This window comes from Fuerstiella sp. (assembly GCA_022447225.1).
Lineage (GTDB): Bacteria > Planctomycetota > Planctomycetia > Planctomycetales > Planctomycetaceae > S139-18.
The window spans coordinates 72353-86835 of the sequence record JAKVAZ010000002.1 but is presented as its reverse complement, the minus strand read 5'-3'; the positions used below and the strand labels follow the sequence as shown (position 1 = coordinate 86835).

Here is a 14483-nt window from a genome sequence, read left to right as displayed (position 1 = left end):
CGGCATCTCTGTAGATTTCTTCCGGGCAGGCCCAATCAGTTGACAGCGACAGCACTGCTTTCCGGCACATCCTCCGACTGTTCGTCGGCAGCGAGGTCGGCCATGTGATCCACGAACCCTTTCAGATGAACTGCACGCGTATGATGCTGCAGTTTTTTGAGCGCCTTGCTTTCAATCTGACGAATTCGCTCCCGCGTTACTTTAAAAATGCGACCGGTTTCTTCGAGCGTATAACTGTAACCGTCACCCAGACCGTATCGCAGTTTGATAATTTCACGCTCACGATACGTAAGACTCTTCAGTACATGATCGATCTTGTCACGAAGCATCTGTTTCGCGGCGGACTCGGCCGGACTTTGTTCGTGCGAGTCTTCCAGAAACTCACCAAAGCTGCTGTCCTCACTTTCACCTACCGGAGTATCCAGACTGATCGGATGCTTCCAGGTCTTCATAATACGTTCAGTTTCCTCGATGCTCATTCCAACCGCTTCAGCCAGCTCTTCATTACTGGGTTCACGTCCGGTTGCCTGCCGAATTTCTTCCGCCTTCGACTTAAGCATCGAAATATTCTGAAACATATGAACAGGAATACGGATCGTCCGGGCGTGATCAGCAACGGCTCGAGTAATCGCCTGACGAATCCACCATGTTGCATACGTGGAAAACTTGTAACCTCGACGGTACTCGTACTTCTCAACACCACGCATCAGTCCCGCATTACCTTCCTGAATCAGATCCAGGAAACTCAGTCCGCGGTTACGGTACTTTTTAGCAATTGACACAACAAGACGCAGATTACCGCCTGACAGTTTTTGCTTTGCATCGGTCCAGGCATCCATACGACTGCGAATTTCCCGACACCGGGCCAGATACTGGCGCGGTGTTTCCAGCACCATTCGAACGTATTCTTCCAACTCACGTTCCAGCGAAAGACGCTCAGATTCAGCGGTTCGCAATCCACTCAGACAGGCAATTTCGTCCTGCAGCTGCTCAATGCGGTCGCCAATCTGCAGCATTCGTTTCATAACAGGCTGCATCCGATGCGTTCTGACACTCAATTCTTCACAGAGCGTACACATCTTGACCCGTCGATCACGAATTTTGTTATCAAGTGTTGTCTTTGCCGGATCATCATCAGACAAATCCTGCCAAGTCAAAAAATCTGATTCGTTGTCGGCCATCAAAACCCTTAACGTATTCAGATTCGTGTCCATACGACCTTCAATCTGCTCCTTGCGAACATCTTCAGTTTCAGAGGTTCGCAGAGTCCGCTCAAACGGCAATTCGCCACGCTGAACTTTTTCAATCGTTTCAACGGCAATTCGCAGCGCAAAGTCAGACTCAACAACATGCCGTCTCATTCGTTTGCGAGTAATTTCAATCTGCTTGGCAAGAAAAATTTCACGATCGCGGCTAAGCAGCGGAATGTTCCCCATCTGACTGAGATACATTCGGATCGGATCGCGAGAAGAAAGTGCCGAGGTCTCAGCTCCCAATAGTGCCCGTGCGGCCTTTTCTGCCTGTTCTTCCTTGATGGCTTCCTCAATGGGTTCCGGTTCCAGAGGAATATCCGGATCTTCGACAAAATCCAGACGTTCAACATCCATTGCTTTGATCAAATCATCGACCATGGCCGGGTCGCCACCTTCGTCGGGCAACCAGGCGTGTGCCTGCTGAATCGTCACGAAGCCTCGTTCCCTGGCCGACTGAATGATCGCCTTCATTCCTGAATCCAGACGATGCACGCGAATCCCCTTTATTTTGATACTCATGTGTGGTGTCAGGCAGACCCAGCAATCAGCAAAATGCCGTCGGACCGAGGTCCCGCTGGATCTATAGAACGTCAGGAGGCTACCTAGATAAGGCGGTTGCCCTGTCAAATATGAGTGTCTGTGCCTCCCTGTGAGACACTCGTCCCTGAATACCTCTTTAGTGATCTGTTAAATCCGTGTGTTATTGAACACAGGCGAATCCTCAGCATACCGGGGTTTGGAAAAAATCAATCCACTGGAGACCGAATTTCGAGTATCGGTGGTGAGTCGGTCCATGAACACCAATGCATGCCAACTTCGTTGCCATCCGTGGGACTTTTCGCCCGGCAGACGCCGCGAGAAAGTTGCCACAGGACCGGCTCGTCCGTCAAACGGGGGGTGAGGCTGAACAGGGAACAAAGATGCTGTTGTTTGCCCCCGGGACAACCGCGTCACTCCGCCAAACGATCGAAAAACATTGTGGTCAGTTGAACGAATGTGCCCCATCACAGCGGTTCCCCGACTCCTTCAGGATTCCAGTCTTTGAGTCATTCTGATTCGCCAACAGCATTATTCAATCGACATGCGATGATTGCCTAGACACCTCAGCCCGTGAAGGTCAAAACAGAACGGTCATGCTGTGACATGAGCGAATGGACGGTATCTTGTGGTCTCCTGCCCACAGTTGACCGTCTGATTATTCGCCTGAAGTCTCACGTTCGTCAACCGGTTCGCACCTTCAATTCAACCGGATTTCCCGATTGATTCCATGAAAATCGACTAGGAATCAGACACGTTTTCTAAATCGTGCAGATCTTGTGCCATAGCCGGACGAACTTCAGCCTCTAATCTACAGTGTTCCTCACGAACCGTGAACGGTTCGTGAGGAACACTGTAGATTGCTCAGTCAAACAGACAAAGTCATTACGGCATTCCGACAGGATAAATCATACATTTGGACTGCGTCGAACGTCTCTTGTTTTGTGAAGATGAAAATCAACCATGGCCGGCAAAAATTCAAAAAAAAAGGGTGTCATCGAAAATCCCAATTCCAGAACGGTGTGTCAGAATCGTAAGGCAAGACACGAGTACGATGTTCTGGATCAGATCGATTGCGGCATTCAACTGTACGGCAGCGAGGTTAAGAGCATCCGTAATAACAAAGTATCAATCGATCAGGCATACGGTCGAATTGAGGGTAATGAGGTTTGGCTGGTCAATTGTGATATCGCCGAATATCCCCAGGCAACGATCGTGAATCATGATCGACGTCGCAAACGCAAGCTTCTCCTCCACCGCCGCGAAATTCGAAAGTTCGCTGAGTCCGGCGAACAGCAGGGACTGACTCTCATTCCACTCGCAATCCTGATTCAACGAGGTTTCGTGAAAGTCAGGCTGGGACTGTGTCGAGGGCGAAAACTGCATGACAAACGCGATCGGCTCAAGAAGCAGGCCGACCGTCTCGAAATGGATTCCGCCATTCGAAAGCAACGGTAGCTGAACTGTTTTTTTCGGACTCCGGACCCAAATGGCATCTGATTTGCTGCATCCGCTATTCGGACTCATCAATGTCTCAATTCGGAGACTTATGATTCCGCCCCAAAATCTGACCTCTGCCATCCGGCATGGAAAGTTAAACCAGCCTTCTCGCTACCTTCGGCCATCCTCCCTGCACAAATTACAACGTTTGGCCTGGCAAATCTTACAATCCTTTTTCCCCAACGACTGCTGGTCACTGCTGTCAAATGTCTGAATCGGAGATGTCAGACTGCATCATCAGGATCCACGCCGTCAGGTAAGTCTCCCTCCGACAACTCCAACATTTAACTCTCTCATCAGAATACTCTGGCAAGGAAGCCACGATGACACTGATCTCGCTGATCATGCTGGCCGCTGACCCGCTGGCCGCCCCCCTGCCCGAAGTCGTGCTGCTCGATTTCACCGCCAGTTACTGTGGTCCCTGTCAGGAAATGGTTCCTGCAATCCAGGAAATGCAGAAACTGAATTATCCGATTCGCAAAGTCGATATTACCAAACATCCCGAAATCAGCCGCCAGTTTGAGGTTGAGAAGATCCCTACATTTATCCTGCTGGTCAACGGGACAGAGAAAAAACGCATTGTTGGAAAGTGCAGACCGGCTGAACTGCGACAAATGATGATTGAGGAACGGGACGCACTGCGTGCACAAAGTCGGTCGGATGAAACAACAGCTCCAACGCAGAACGAACCGATTACAGTTGCTCAGCAACACCACCCTGGCGGCCTGCGTGGAATTTTTGCCAGGATTCGCGAAGGTTTTGGTGGCCACAGCCGAAATACCGGTTTTCTCCATCCCACGTTTCGCGCTCAGAGTCCCGAACCATTGCCTGTGGAAACCGCCGGCGCAGGGCCAAGGGCCGCTACAGTACGTATCCGCGTGGCAAAGCAGGGTAATGAAGAAGATATCGGTACAGGTTCGATCGTTCACAGCACACCAAACACATCCACTATCCTGACCTGCGCTCATTTGTTTCACGATCTCGGTCGAGGAACAATCGATGTCGAATTATTCCACGATGGACGAACCTTGAAATACCCGGCGGAGATTGTGGCTCGCAACGACGATATGGAACTGGCAATCCTGCAGATTCGAAACAACTCTATCCTGCCAAGCGTGGAACTGGCTCCGGATGCTGTTCCGGTTCGGCCAGGAGAAAGCGTATTCAGTATGGGCTGTGATAACGGACAAATACCGACACCGATGCCAATCAAAGTAGTGGACATCGATCGCTACAATATTCCACCGCATATCGTCTGTACCGTCGACCCTGCTGTCGGTCGTTCCGGAGGCGGACTGTTCAACGACAGTGGCCAGTTGATCGGCGTATGCAGTTGTGCCGATCGAGATCACCATGAAGGCCTTTACATGGGGCGTAAACCGACTCGAAGTATCTTTGAGAAGGCAGGTCTGAGTGACTTACTGACAGAGAGACGTGATTCCGTCCCAAGGCCTGAATTCTCGCCTGAATCTGATTCGTCCGATGATGAGTTAATTTCAGCAATTTTCGATGATGATACCGTGGTGGATGTTGCCTCCGATGAAACCGAATCATTGGGACCGTCGCCAGATTCCGGAAAAATACACTTTCAGCCGGCAAAGTTCGGAGATGACGGTAATCAATCAATACTCGCCAGACAAAATCAGACGTCCGGCAGGACCTTGCCGCCGGAAATCACCGTGATTGTCGATACCAAAGATGATTCACGTCCAAAAGAGGTCGTCGTCATCAAACGACCAAGTGCCTGGCTCCTCGAACTCCTCACCGGCAACGCTTCCAAAACGTCGCAGGTCGCCACCACAGCAAACATGACCACTGATGCTCAACAGGCACAGCCCCCTGCAGGTTCGCCTCGTTCAGCGTCAGGGTATCGCCTCAAACCCCGTGGCACAGTGGATCGCAAGTACTCGGCGTCAGCAGTGAATCACATGTCCGATTCACATTCACATTCACGAACACGAACTGCAATGTTTCGTTAGCTTGAATGTTATTCGGATGCTGCGGACGGACTTCGTTTTGACAGAACTGATTCCGAGTCCCTCGAGGTCGGTGGCGAACTGGAATCTGCCGATTACCACAGAGACATGACATGCCGGACCGGATGCCGATTGAATCCCGTTCCACACCCGATCAGTCTGCGTCAGATTCAACTCAACGGAGTTATTTTTCATGCAATCATATGGGGAGGTGATGTGCTGAAAGAATCTGAGACTCTCAACTATCTTGCTGCGGGATTATGCAAATATTCGACCGTGGCTGGGACACCGGTTCAATACGCCTGAATACCCAAAACGGCGTGACGTCATGCAACAAGGCTTCCCTGGGACTGTTGTCTCTGTGTCCGACATCGCGTCTGATGTAATCTTGTTGTGTGTTCAGCTGACAAGCCATTTTCAGCCGCTGACTGAAAACGAACTCTGGCTGGATTGCGGAGCCTGCAAGAGCAAATGATCAGTCTGACTTAGAACCGATACGGAGTACTGCCCGTGTCCTGTACGAACACACGAGTAAGTCGGACCGTCATCCCGGTTTGAATATTAGCGCAGGTATAGTGAATTCAGGACCTCGTCCGTCAGATACAGCCGGATGAGACAGCCCAGGAAACAATCTGCAGATCCGGACGAAATTGCCACAACGGTTCGGTCGCCTGCAAACCGTCCCGACCGGACTGCGTGCCCCCCCCTTGCCCGCCTCTTTAACCTGCTGAAATTCCAATATGAACTTCTCACGATGAAACGATATCGCAAACACGTATTCTCATGTTTCAATGAAGTCCAGAAGTCGCATGCCTTGTGATAACTCACAGGCAGCGTACAGAAAAAATGGAGACGGGGTTCTCGAACTGATTCATTACCGGTCAGGACAATTACAGATTCGGCAACTGCCGCGAGACATCAATCGTGTTGAGGTGAAACCACGACACACCTGACGAATTTCCAGGCAAGTGACGATGCCGATCTACCCCGCCACCGGCTTATGCTTTCGGTGCGAGAGTCATGAATCACGAAATCAGCCGTGACTTAATATTCACTTTTACCGTACACTTCAACAGTTCCCTCAGCTTCAACCTGTGTCACATGGTTTCGATTTTTGACAAAAGTCCGGACGCTGCGGTTGAACAGCCAGTCACTCAAATTGCCCGGAGTCGCAGGGATGCTGCCGACATGTCGAATTTGTTGTTTTTTTCTGTTAGTTCTGGTGTGTACCGGAACGGAATCCGCCTGGGCGCAGAAATACTCCGCGGAACAGATTCTGCAACCGTATCGCCCGCTGCAGAACGACGTCGAGTATGAAACTCCGCCAGCGGCCGATTTTGCCAGGTGTCGAGTCGAAGTTGAACACGAAAACGGCAGCGCCGGATTTGTTGTCTATGGTCCCGCAGGACAGGTCCTCCGTCGATTCACAGACACAAACGGAGATCAGAACCCCGACGTCTTTCGGTACTACCGACATGGTCTTGAGGTTTACCGGGATATCGACAGCAATTTCAACAGAAAGCCGGACCAGTATCGCTGGATGAACCTGGGAGGAGCGCGCTGGGGGCTGGATACGAATGAAGATGGAAAAATAGACGAATGGAAGATGATTTCCGCGCCCGAGGCCGCCCAGGTGGCGGTTGAAGCAATGACACGCAACGACGCACAAATCCTGACAACGGTACTTGTCAATGCCTCCGACATACGTCAGCTGAACATTGACAGGAGTGTGGCCCAAGAAATGCTCAAATCGGTAGCCAGACCGGCAGCGCAGCTAAAACAGCTGCTGGCCTCTTCCCGAACCATCAACAAGAACACGGAATGGGTGCGTTTTGATCCCCCTGTCCCGGGGCTGATACCGGCAGATGGCAAACGATTCAAAACGGACCTGATGGTCTACGAAAATGCGATGGCCTTCGTTCGGAATCGGTCCGTTTCCGAAACCGATAACCTGGTTTTAATCGGAGAGATGGTGCGTGTTGGGGACGTCTGGAAATTGACCCAACTGCCGCGACCTCTCGATGAGAAGAACTCTCAAATTTCAATTGGTGGAATACTCATGCAGCCGGCCAACGCTCAGTCGATGGTCACGGCGGCAGATTCAGTGCCCAAGGAAATGCAGCAATTTCTCAAAAAGCTCGAAGTGATCGACAGTTCCATGCCCGGTCAGAATGCGACGGCCACAGACCTGATCGAATACAACCGAAAACGAGCCAACATCATTGAACAGATCATTCCACTGGTAAAGAGTGAAAAACTGCGTAACGACTGGATTCGCCAGTACGCAGACGGTCTGGCCGCCGCTGTTCAGACAGGAGGCTACCCGGATGGCCTGAAACGCCTGAATAAACTGCAGGAGCAGTTGCACAAGAATTCGCAAATTCAGGGATACATCTGGTATCGACGTTTACTGGCGGAATATGCGGTTCGCCTGCAGAACAGCAGGGAAGAGGAACAGCGTGCAGCAACTCAGGAGTGGTGGCTGAACGAATTGGAAAAATATGCAAAAAAATGGCCAAAATCTGATGACGCAGCCGACGCAGTAATTCAGCTGGCAATCAGTCTGGAAATCATGGGTCGCCTTGATGACGCGCGCGGATGGTATAATCGTCTGGCAGCCAATCACCCTCGTACGAATGGTGGAATTCGAGCTCGGGGTGCATTACGCCGACTGGATCTCACAGGAAAAACACTTGAACTCAGCGGCCCGTCACTTAACGGACAGAATATCGCAGCGTCTCAGTTTCAGGGTCGTGTTCTGCTGGTCGTCTTTTGGGCCACTTGGGCAACGCCGTACGCCAAAGACCTGCCGACAATTGAAACCGTTTACACCAAGCATCGTAAAGCCGGATTCGAAATTCTGGGGGTGAACCTCGATCCAAACGCCGCCGCACTCAAACCATTCATCGACAAGTACGGTGGACGCTGGAACCACATTCGTGATGCGGGAGGAATGGACGGAAAACTGGCTCGTGACTTTGGCATTGTTTCCATGCCGACCATGTTTCTTGTTGACAGAAAAGGCATCGTTGCCGGCGGAATTACCACCGAGAATCTGGACCAGGCCGTACAAAACCTGATCCAGGGCAAAACCATGAGTGATGCGTCACAACCTCCTGGAGCGGCCGCAGTTCCCCGAACAAAGAACTAACTCAACCACGTCGATAAAGCGGGGTTGTACTGCCGCAGACGCACTGCAGCGGCAGCATTACACTCCCACAATAGACGACCGATCGCTGGCCAGGTTCAGCATAAAATCCTGGGTACGATCGGCCAGTTGGTTTCCGTCAGGAGCCAGTCCGGCCAGAATCATAGCGTTTGCGTGCAACTGGCACCCGCAGTGACGAATAAATTCAGCGTTGTCTTCATTCGCCACAATCTCACAAAGTCGCGCGACAAGTGGCGCATCAGGATTTATTTCCAGAATCATTTTTGAAAGTTCAAAATCGGGTGTGTTGATCTGCAGAACTTTCTGCATCGTCGTACTCATGGACCCCTGCGCGTTCACAAGACAACAGGCACTTTCGGTCAGTCGTTCTGATCGACGAATATCCTCGACGCTGTCGCCAAGTGCGTCTTTGAACAGCTTGAGCACCTGGTCAAAACCTGTTCGGGTTTCCCTGTCGTCTTTTTCTCCGCCTTCTGCTCCCTCATTCTCACTGTCTGAAGCACCGTCTGTCGGCAACTCAAGTTCTGCCGAATCAACGGAAGTCACATCACGCCCGTTAAAACTTCCAAGCGTCGTCAGGAGATATTCATCCGCCGGATCTGTCAGCACAAGAACTTCCAGATTCCGTTTTCGGAAGATTTCAAGATTGGGGTCGCGCAGTGCGGCAGCTGGATCCGCTGAAGTCACAAAATAGATCTGCTTTTGATCTTCACCAGCTCTTTCACAGTATCCGGCCAGTGACGCGAGCCCGTCTTCTGCTGTCGTGTCAGTCGACTGAAATCTCAGAAGTTTCCCCAGTCGTTCACGATTTTCGAAGTCTTCACCAATGCCCTCACGAAGAACGGCCCCGAATTCACGGTAGAACTCTGCATACTTCGTCGCGTCGTCCCCCGCAAGACCGTCGAGGTAATCGAGTACTCTTTTGGTAATCACGCGACGCATCTTCGTGAACACAGTGTTGTCCTGCAGAGCTTCACGTGACACGTTCAGCGGCAGATCCGCGGAATCCACAATTCCACGCAAAAAACGCAGGTAGTCCGGCAACAGGTCGCGGTTGTCGTTTTGGACCAGAATTCGCTTAGCGCACAAATGCAGGCCATGTTCAGACCGCCCGAACCCCATACGTTCCAGATTCGTTTCCGGACAGTAAAGAATACTGTAAAACTGAAACGGCGAGTCTGCTGACAGATGCAAATGCCATTTGGCAGACTGACCGGGATGAGTCAGGTATTCAAAAAATCCCCGATACTGCTCGTCACTCAGCGAATTCTTTGGCTCAACCCATATTGGTGGCTGATCGTTGATGTGTTCGTCACCAAGGTAAACCGGATGCGGCACAAAGGTGGAATATGTACGGAGGATGTACTTCAGCCGGGCCTCTTCTGTAAATTCCTCCATATCATCCTTCAGGTGCAGCCGAATTTCGGTTCCCGCTTCGATCTGTGCGGCTGCAGCTTCGATCGTGAATGTTCCGTCTCCTGATGACTCCCAGACCCAGCCCGAATCATCATGAACGCTGCGTGTCCGGAGCTCAACACGGTCTGCCAGCATGAATGACGAATAGAAGCCGACTCCAAACTGTCCGATCAGCGACACATCCGCTGACTGATCAGATGACTCCCCGAGTTGTTGCAGGTATTCCAAAGACCCACTGTGAGCAATCGTTCCCAGGTTTCGAACGAGATCATCATGCGTCATTCCAATTCCGTTGTCCCGGATCGTCAGAACCCGAGCTTCCTTATCCGGAGTTATTGTGATCCGCAAATCATCAGCATCGATACCGGAATCTGTAAGTGATGCGTGTCGTCGCCTGTCAATTGCGTCAGACGCATTGGAAACGAGCTCACGAATCGTGATCTCACGGTTTTGATAAAGCGATTTTGAAAGCAGATGCAGCAGTCGACTGATCTCAGCTTCAAATGTGAAATTTTCCTTGGTGACATCTGCAGTCATTTCGATGACTCCTTTGATTGAGAACTGATCTCTGTAATGAACTGAGCGTCACCAAACAAAAGCAACGCACGATATTGAAATATTTTCAGCTGACAGAACCTGTAGGATTTTCTTCAGACCTCTCCGGTCCGGCTTTTACCAGATTCCAGATTTTCATAGTGGACACCGGCCAGCATTCCTGCAGCTGCCAGCCGGCAGGTACCGGCAATTCAAACATTTTTGGAGTCCGAATCAAAAGCACCGCGTCCTCTGACGTCACAGCAGGACGTGCCAGCCGGGTCAAAGATCTGCTCAACACGCGACCTGGTTCCATTGCCGGACAGTCCGCATACGGCGGATCAAAAAACACAAGCGTGTAAGGCAGCATTCCATCGCTCCCGCGCGGCACAAAGGACGTATATCGAACATCTGTTTTCCAGCAGACTGTTGGAAATTCACCGGCAAGAACCCGAACGTTTTCTTTGAGACTCCGATGGACGACCGGTGTTCCCTCCAAAAACACACACGACGCTGCTCCACGGCTGATGGACTCCAGACCCATTGTACCAATGCCCGAATAGATATCGGCCACTCGCGCCTCCGGCACAACATTGACGATACGGTCGAATACCACCTGCCTGACTCGATCTGTATACGGTCGAGTCAGGATACCCTGTGGTGTCCTGAGCTGACGCCGACGCAATTGCCCTCCGATAATCCTTACACTCATATCTCATTCTGCAATCTGTGAAATTATGCGGCTGGCAGCGTTTCAAATCATGCCCGGCCGAATTGACACAGTTTGTCAGCGTCGCCTATGCCTTCAAACTTTGCCTGATCCGCTCGATAGAGTCTGCTGCCAAGGGAGACGATTCAATTTTGCCCCGCAAGAAAACGGGGTTTTTGTGAGATTTGCTGTTTCCAGGCCGTTGACAGTCGAGGCGAATCCCAATTAACTTCGCCAACATTGAGTTCAGCACTTATCCGGTCATGTTCGATTCGTTGGAATGAGACGTCCGGGTGTTCGTTCCGGATCAATTACCAATTAAAGGAGTCTGGTCACGATGGCAAAGGACAAACCACGTTCTAAGTCTGATATCCTCAATGAACTGGCGGAAATGACTGAGCTAAACCGTAAAGAGGTTTCGGCTGTCCTCGATTCTCTTGAAGAATTGATTGAAAAGGACCTTACCAAAGGTTGCGGAACCTTCAATCTTCCAGGAATGCTGAAGATTTATGTCCACAACAAGCCGGCAACCAAGGAGCGACCGGGCCGAAACCCTGCCACGGGTGAAGAAATCATGATCGCTGCAAAGCCAGCGTCCAAGGTCGTCAAAGTACGAGCTCTCAAAAAGCTCAAGGAAATGATTTAGGTTAGACTCGGCCCTCATTTATGAGTTTTGGGGCGCCGTTGACTGGTCTTGCCGAATCAGTGTCTTCTAGGTCGTAGTAGAAGACACTGAATTCTTTATTTACTACCAGTTGAAGGCGTCCTCTTGGCCCCTCCCCGCACTATTCCTATTATCCCCATTCAAACAATCGAGAAGCCACAGATCTTCCAAGTGGTTGACGAAGAGGTCTATCCCACCTAGAATTTGGCAGACGCAGTGATGCACAACCGTTCATTCAGCAGATTTTCTGTTGAATGAACCGGTTTGAGTGGAGGTTCTGCCATGTTAGTCTTGTCACGGAAAAAGAACGAAAGCATCGTGATCAACGATGATGTGGTTGTCACCATCGTAGATATACGTGGAGACAAAGTGCGCCTCGGGATTGAAGCTCCGAGAGACATTCCTGTACACCGCCAAGAAGTGCTGGACGCAATTCTTCGAGAGCAGGAATTGGCCGACGCTGGCAAAGCGAATGATTCTCAGGCCGAACAATAGAAGTTCGCAGAGAAATTTGCAGTTGTACGCGTTCGTCTTAAGTGTTTTCCTACGCCAAACCGACAATTGACATTGCAGATTAACAGGGCCCCATCGTCTAGTCAGGCCTAGGACACCGGGTTTTCATCCCGGCAACGGGGGTTCAAATCCCCCTGGGGTCATCGTTTCGCCTCAACCTGTGATAGATCAGGGTGAGGTTTTTTTGTGCGCTGACCCTTTTTCACCAAAATTCTAATCGACTCTCAGCAAAGTAAAATCGGCTCCTGCCATCGAAAGGAAGCCAAAACACACCTGTGGTCAGGGCCACTTTTACCCGGTCAGTCCAGACTTCGAAGTCTTCCTCACTTTCAGTGTTATTCAATCACGTGAGCTTGCATGGAATAATGCTAGACTCGGTGGTGAAGTCAATGTCGTCACAACCGTCTTCAGCAGATATTTCGGAGGCACTCCGTGGTATCACAGTCTCTTCCCAACCAATATCTCGCTGATCCCGATGTTCAGCTGATGCTGCGCGTGGCGACAAATGATCACAGAGCATTTGAACAGCTGGTCGACCGATACGAGGATCGATTAATTGGTTTTTTCTATCATCTTCTCGGTGACCGTACAGTCTCAGAAGATCTTGCACAGGATGCCTTTTTGCGAGTCTACCGTGCCAGAGAACGGTACAAGGCGTCAGCCAAATTTTCGACCTGGTTATTTCGAATTGCCCACAACCTTGCAAGCAATCAGATTCGGGGCATGGCGAAGCACCGACGCAATGTTTCTCTGGCAGCAGGAAAATCAGGGTCGCAGGAAGTGAAGCTGGCAGACCGTGTACTGGCTGAACGATCTGCCCTGATGCCCGCGCGGCTACTGGTGTCCAAGGAGCTTCAGTCACAGGTACGGGATGCTCTGGATGGTCTTGCTGAGCGTCAGAAGATGGCCGTACTCCTGCATAAGTTCGAAGGCATGAGCTATGAAGATATCGGCAGTGTCATGAGCATGAATGCTGTCGCCGTAAAATCTCTGCTGGCCCGTGCTCGAGAAAAACTCAAAAGTGCCCTGGAGAAATACACCTGACAGGCTGGCAACGACCATGTATCTTTAAATTGTGTTCAGTTAACCGTCCTGTGAAAAAGGTCGCCGAGTGTTTGAGACCATCTCGACGGTCGTTTCGTTGTCGTCTGATTTGAAAACGGATTAAAAATGGCAAAGACGAACGAAAAGGACAGGAGTGTCTGGGTTGGATTCGACCTTGGTGGCACAAAAATGCTGGCTGTTGTGTACGACAGTGATTTCAATGTACTGGGCAAAAAACGCCGCAAAACACGAGAAAAAAAAGGACAGAGTACGGTACCGGTCGCCCGAATCACCGAGACCATCCGTATGGCCCTGAACGATGCAAACGTGCCTTCCGATGCTGTACATGCAATCGGTGCCGGCTGTCCGGGTCCCGTTGATATGGATCGCGGTGTGATATGGGAGGCGCCCAATCTCGGCTGGAAGAACCTGCATCTGCAGGAGGAACTGGCAGAAGAGTTTCACTGCACCGTCGCAATATGTAACGATGTTGATGCTGGAGTCTTCGGTGAATTCAGCCATGGAGTCGCCCAGAACAAACGTTGTGTTTTAGGCGTGTTTCCGGGAACCGGTGTGGGCGGTGGCTGCGTATACGAAGGTCGAATCTTCTGCGGAGCAACAACGTCCTGCATGGAAGTAGGCTTCATCCAGATGGCAACCGAGGGACCGGCCGCCGGACTGGGGCCGGTGGGCACACTGGAAGCCCTTGGAAGTCGGTTAGCAATTGCAGGTGAGGCTGCACGAGCTGCCTATCGTGGAAAAGCACCAGCGCTTGCCCGTGAAGCCGGCTGTGATCTGACGCAGATTCGGAGTGGAACACTTTCACGTGCAATCGACGCAGGCGATTCAGAGATCGAAAAAATCGTACGTCGGGCTGCACGTCAAATCGGCCGCGGTGCCGGATCACTGGTCAATGTTCTGGCACCGGATATTATTGTCATTGGTGGCGGTCTGGTTGAGGCAATGCCCAACCTGTATCTGGAAGAAACAACGGCAGGAATCAAACGAAATGCACTTCCGTCACTGTGGAAATCGTGTGAAATACGAACGGCAACACTGGGCGATTATGCAACGGCAATCGGTGCAGCTTCCTGGGGCCGAAAATGTAATCTCCCGTCAAGCTAGTCCGTCGGCGATTCGAATTCCCGTCTGTTAGTTCTACAAAGAG

10 protein-coding genes and 1 tRNA gene are annotated in these 14483 nt (G+C 51.1%); 8 read left to right on the top strand and 3 right to left on the bottom strand.

Annotated features, from left to right (window positions below):
• Window positions 1-35: 35 nt before the first annotated feature.
• On the bottom strand, window positions 36-1772 hold the full coding sequence (locus MK110_02570) for a sigma-70 family RNA polymerase sigma factor (GenBank protein ID MCH2210157.1): 1737 nt from the start codon (window positions 1770-1772) through the stop codon (window positions 36-38).
• A 981-nt stretch (window positions 1773-2753) separates the two neighbouring features.
• Here MK110_02570 and smpB point away from each other — a divergent pair.
• From smpB to MK110_02555, 3 genes are all read left to right on the top strand, one after another.
• Complete coding sequence (gene smpB, locus MK110_02565; GenBank protein ID MCH2210156.1) at window positions 2754-3248, top strand: SsrA-binding protein SmpB; 495 nt, start codon at window positions 2754-2756, stop codon at window positions 3246-3248.
• Window positions 3249-3613: 365 nt separating this feature from the next.
• A complete protein-coding gene (locus MK110_02560) occupies window positions 3614-5269 on the top strand; it encodes a thioredoxin domain-containing protein (protein MCH2210155.1) in 1656 nt (551 codons plus the stop codon).
• A 1174-nt stretch (window positions 5270-6443) separates the two neighbouring features.
• Complete coding sequence (locus MK110_02555) at window positions 6444-8417, top strand: redoxin domain-containing protein (GenBank protein ID MCH2210154.1); 1974 nt, start codon at window positions 6444-6446, stop codon at window positions 8415-8417.
• 57 nt (window positions 8418-8474) lie between these two features.
• Here the strand turns inward: MK110_02555 and htpG are convergent, their stop codons facing one another.
• Both htpG and MK110_02545 read right to left on the bottom strand, forming a co-directional pair.
• On the bottom strand, window positions 8475-10388 hold the full coding sequence (htpG, locus tag MK110_02550; GenBank protein ID MCH2210153.1) for a molecular chaperone HtpG: 1914 nt from the start codon (window positions 10386-10388) through the stop codon (window positions 8475-8477).
• 85 nt (window positions 10389-10473) lie between these two features.
• Window positions 10474-11097 carry an RsmD family RNA methyltransferase gene (locus tag MK110_02545; GenBank protein MCH2210152.1) on the bottom strand — a complete coding sequence of 208 codons (624 nt, stop codon included), beginning with the start codon at window positions 11095-11097 and terminating at the stop codon, window positions 10474-10476.
• Between the two features lie 334 nt (window positions 11098-11431).
• Here MK110_02545 and MK110_02540 point away from each other — a divergent pair, with 334 nt between their 5' ends.
• From MK110_02540 to MK110_02520, 5 genes are all read left to right on the top strand, one after another.
• Entirely contained in the window at window positions 11432-11740 is a 309-nt protein-coding gene (locus MK110_02540) for an HU family DNA-binding protein (GenBank protein MCH2210151.1), read from the top strand.
• 300 nt (window positions 11741-12040) lie between these two features.
• Window positions 12041-12253: a carbon storage regulator CsrA gene (gene csrA / locus MK110_02535; protein MCH2210150.1), complete on the top strand. Its 213-nt coding sequence runs from the start codon at window positions 12041-12043 to the stop codon at window positions 12251-12253.
• A gap of 86 nt (window positions 12254-12339) precedes the next feature.
• Window positions 12340-12414 (top strand) — tRNA-Glu (locus MK110_02530).
• Window positions 12415-12703: 289 nt separating this feature from the next.
• On the top strand, window positions 12704-13315 hold the full coding sequence (locus MK110_02525) for a sigma-70 family RNA polymerase sigma factor (protein MCH2210149.1): 612 nt from the start codon (window positions 12704-12706) through the stop codon (window positions 13313-13315).
• A 126-nt stretch (window positions 13316-13441) separates the two neighbouring features.
• The gene (locus MK110_02520) at window positions 13442-14440 is read left to right on the top strand and encodes an ROK family protein (protein ID MCH2210148.1); all 999 of its coding nucleotides are present in this window, start codon (window positions 13442-13444) and stop codon (window positions 14438-14440) included.
• The last annotated feature ends 43 nt before the right edge of the window (window positions 14441-14483 follow it).

Bases quoted from the DNA above. Each gene is read 5' to 3' on its own strand.
- MK110_02570 (MCH2210157.1), bottom strand. From the start codon at position 1,772: ATGAGTATCAAAATAAAGGGGATTCGCGTGCATCGTCTGGATTCAGGA.
- MK110_02545 (MCH2210152.1), bottom strand. From the start codon at position 11,097: ATGAGTGTAAGGATTATCGGAGGGCAATTGCGTCGGCGTCAGCTCAGG.
- csrA (MCH2210150.1), top strand. From the start codon at position 12,041: ATGTTAGTCTTGTCACGGAAAAAGAACGAAAGCATCGTGATCAACGAT.
- MK110_02560 (MCH2210155.1), top strand. From the start codon at position 3,614: ATGACACTGATCTCGCTGATCATGCTGGCCGCTGACCCGCTGGCCGCC.
- MK110_02555 (MCH2210154.1), top strand. From the start codon at position 6,444: ATGCTGCCGACATGTCGAATTTGTTGTTTTTTTCTGTTAGTTCTGGTG.
- htpG (MCH2210153.1), bottom strand. From the start codon at position 10,388: ATGACTGCAGATGTCACCAAGGAAAATTTCACATTTGAAGCTGAGATC.
- MK110_02520 (MCH2210148.1), top strand. From the start codon at position 13,442: ATGGCAAAGACGAACGAAAAGGACAGGAGTGTCTGGGTTGGATTCGAC.
- smpB (MCH2210156.1), top strand. From the start codon at position 2,754: ATGGCCGGCAAAAATTCAAAAAAAAAGGGTGTCATCGAAAATCCCAAT.
- MK110_02540 (MCH2210151.1), top strand. From the start codon at position 11,432: ATGGCAAAGGACAAACCACGTTCTAAGTCTGATATCCTCAATGAACTG.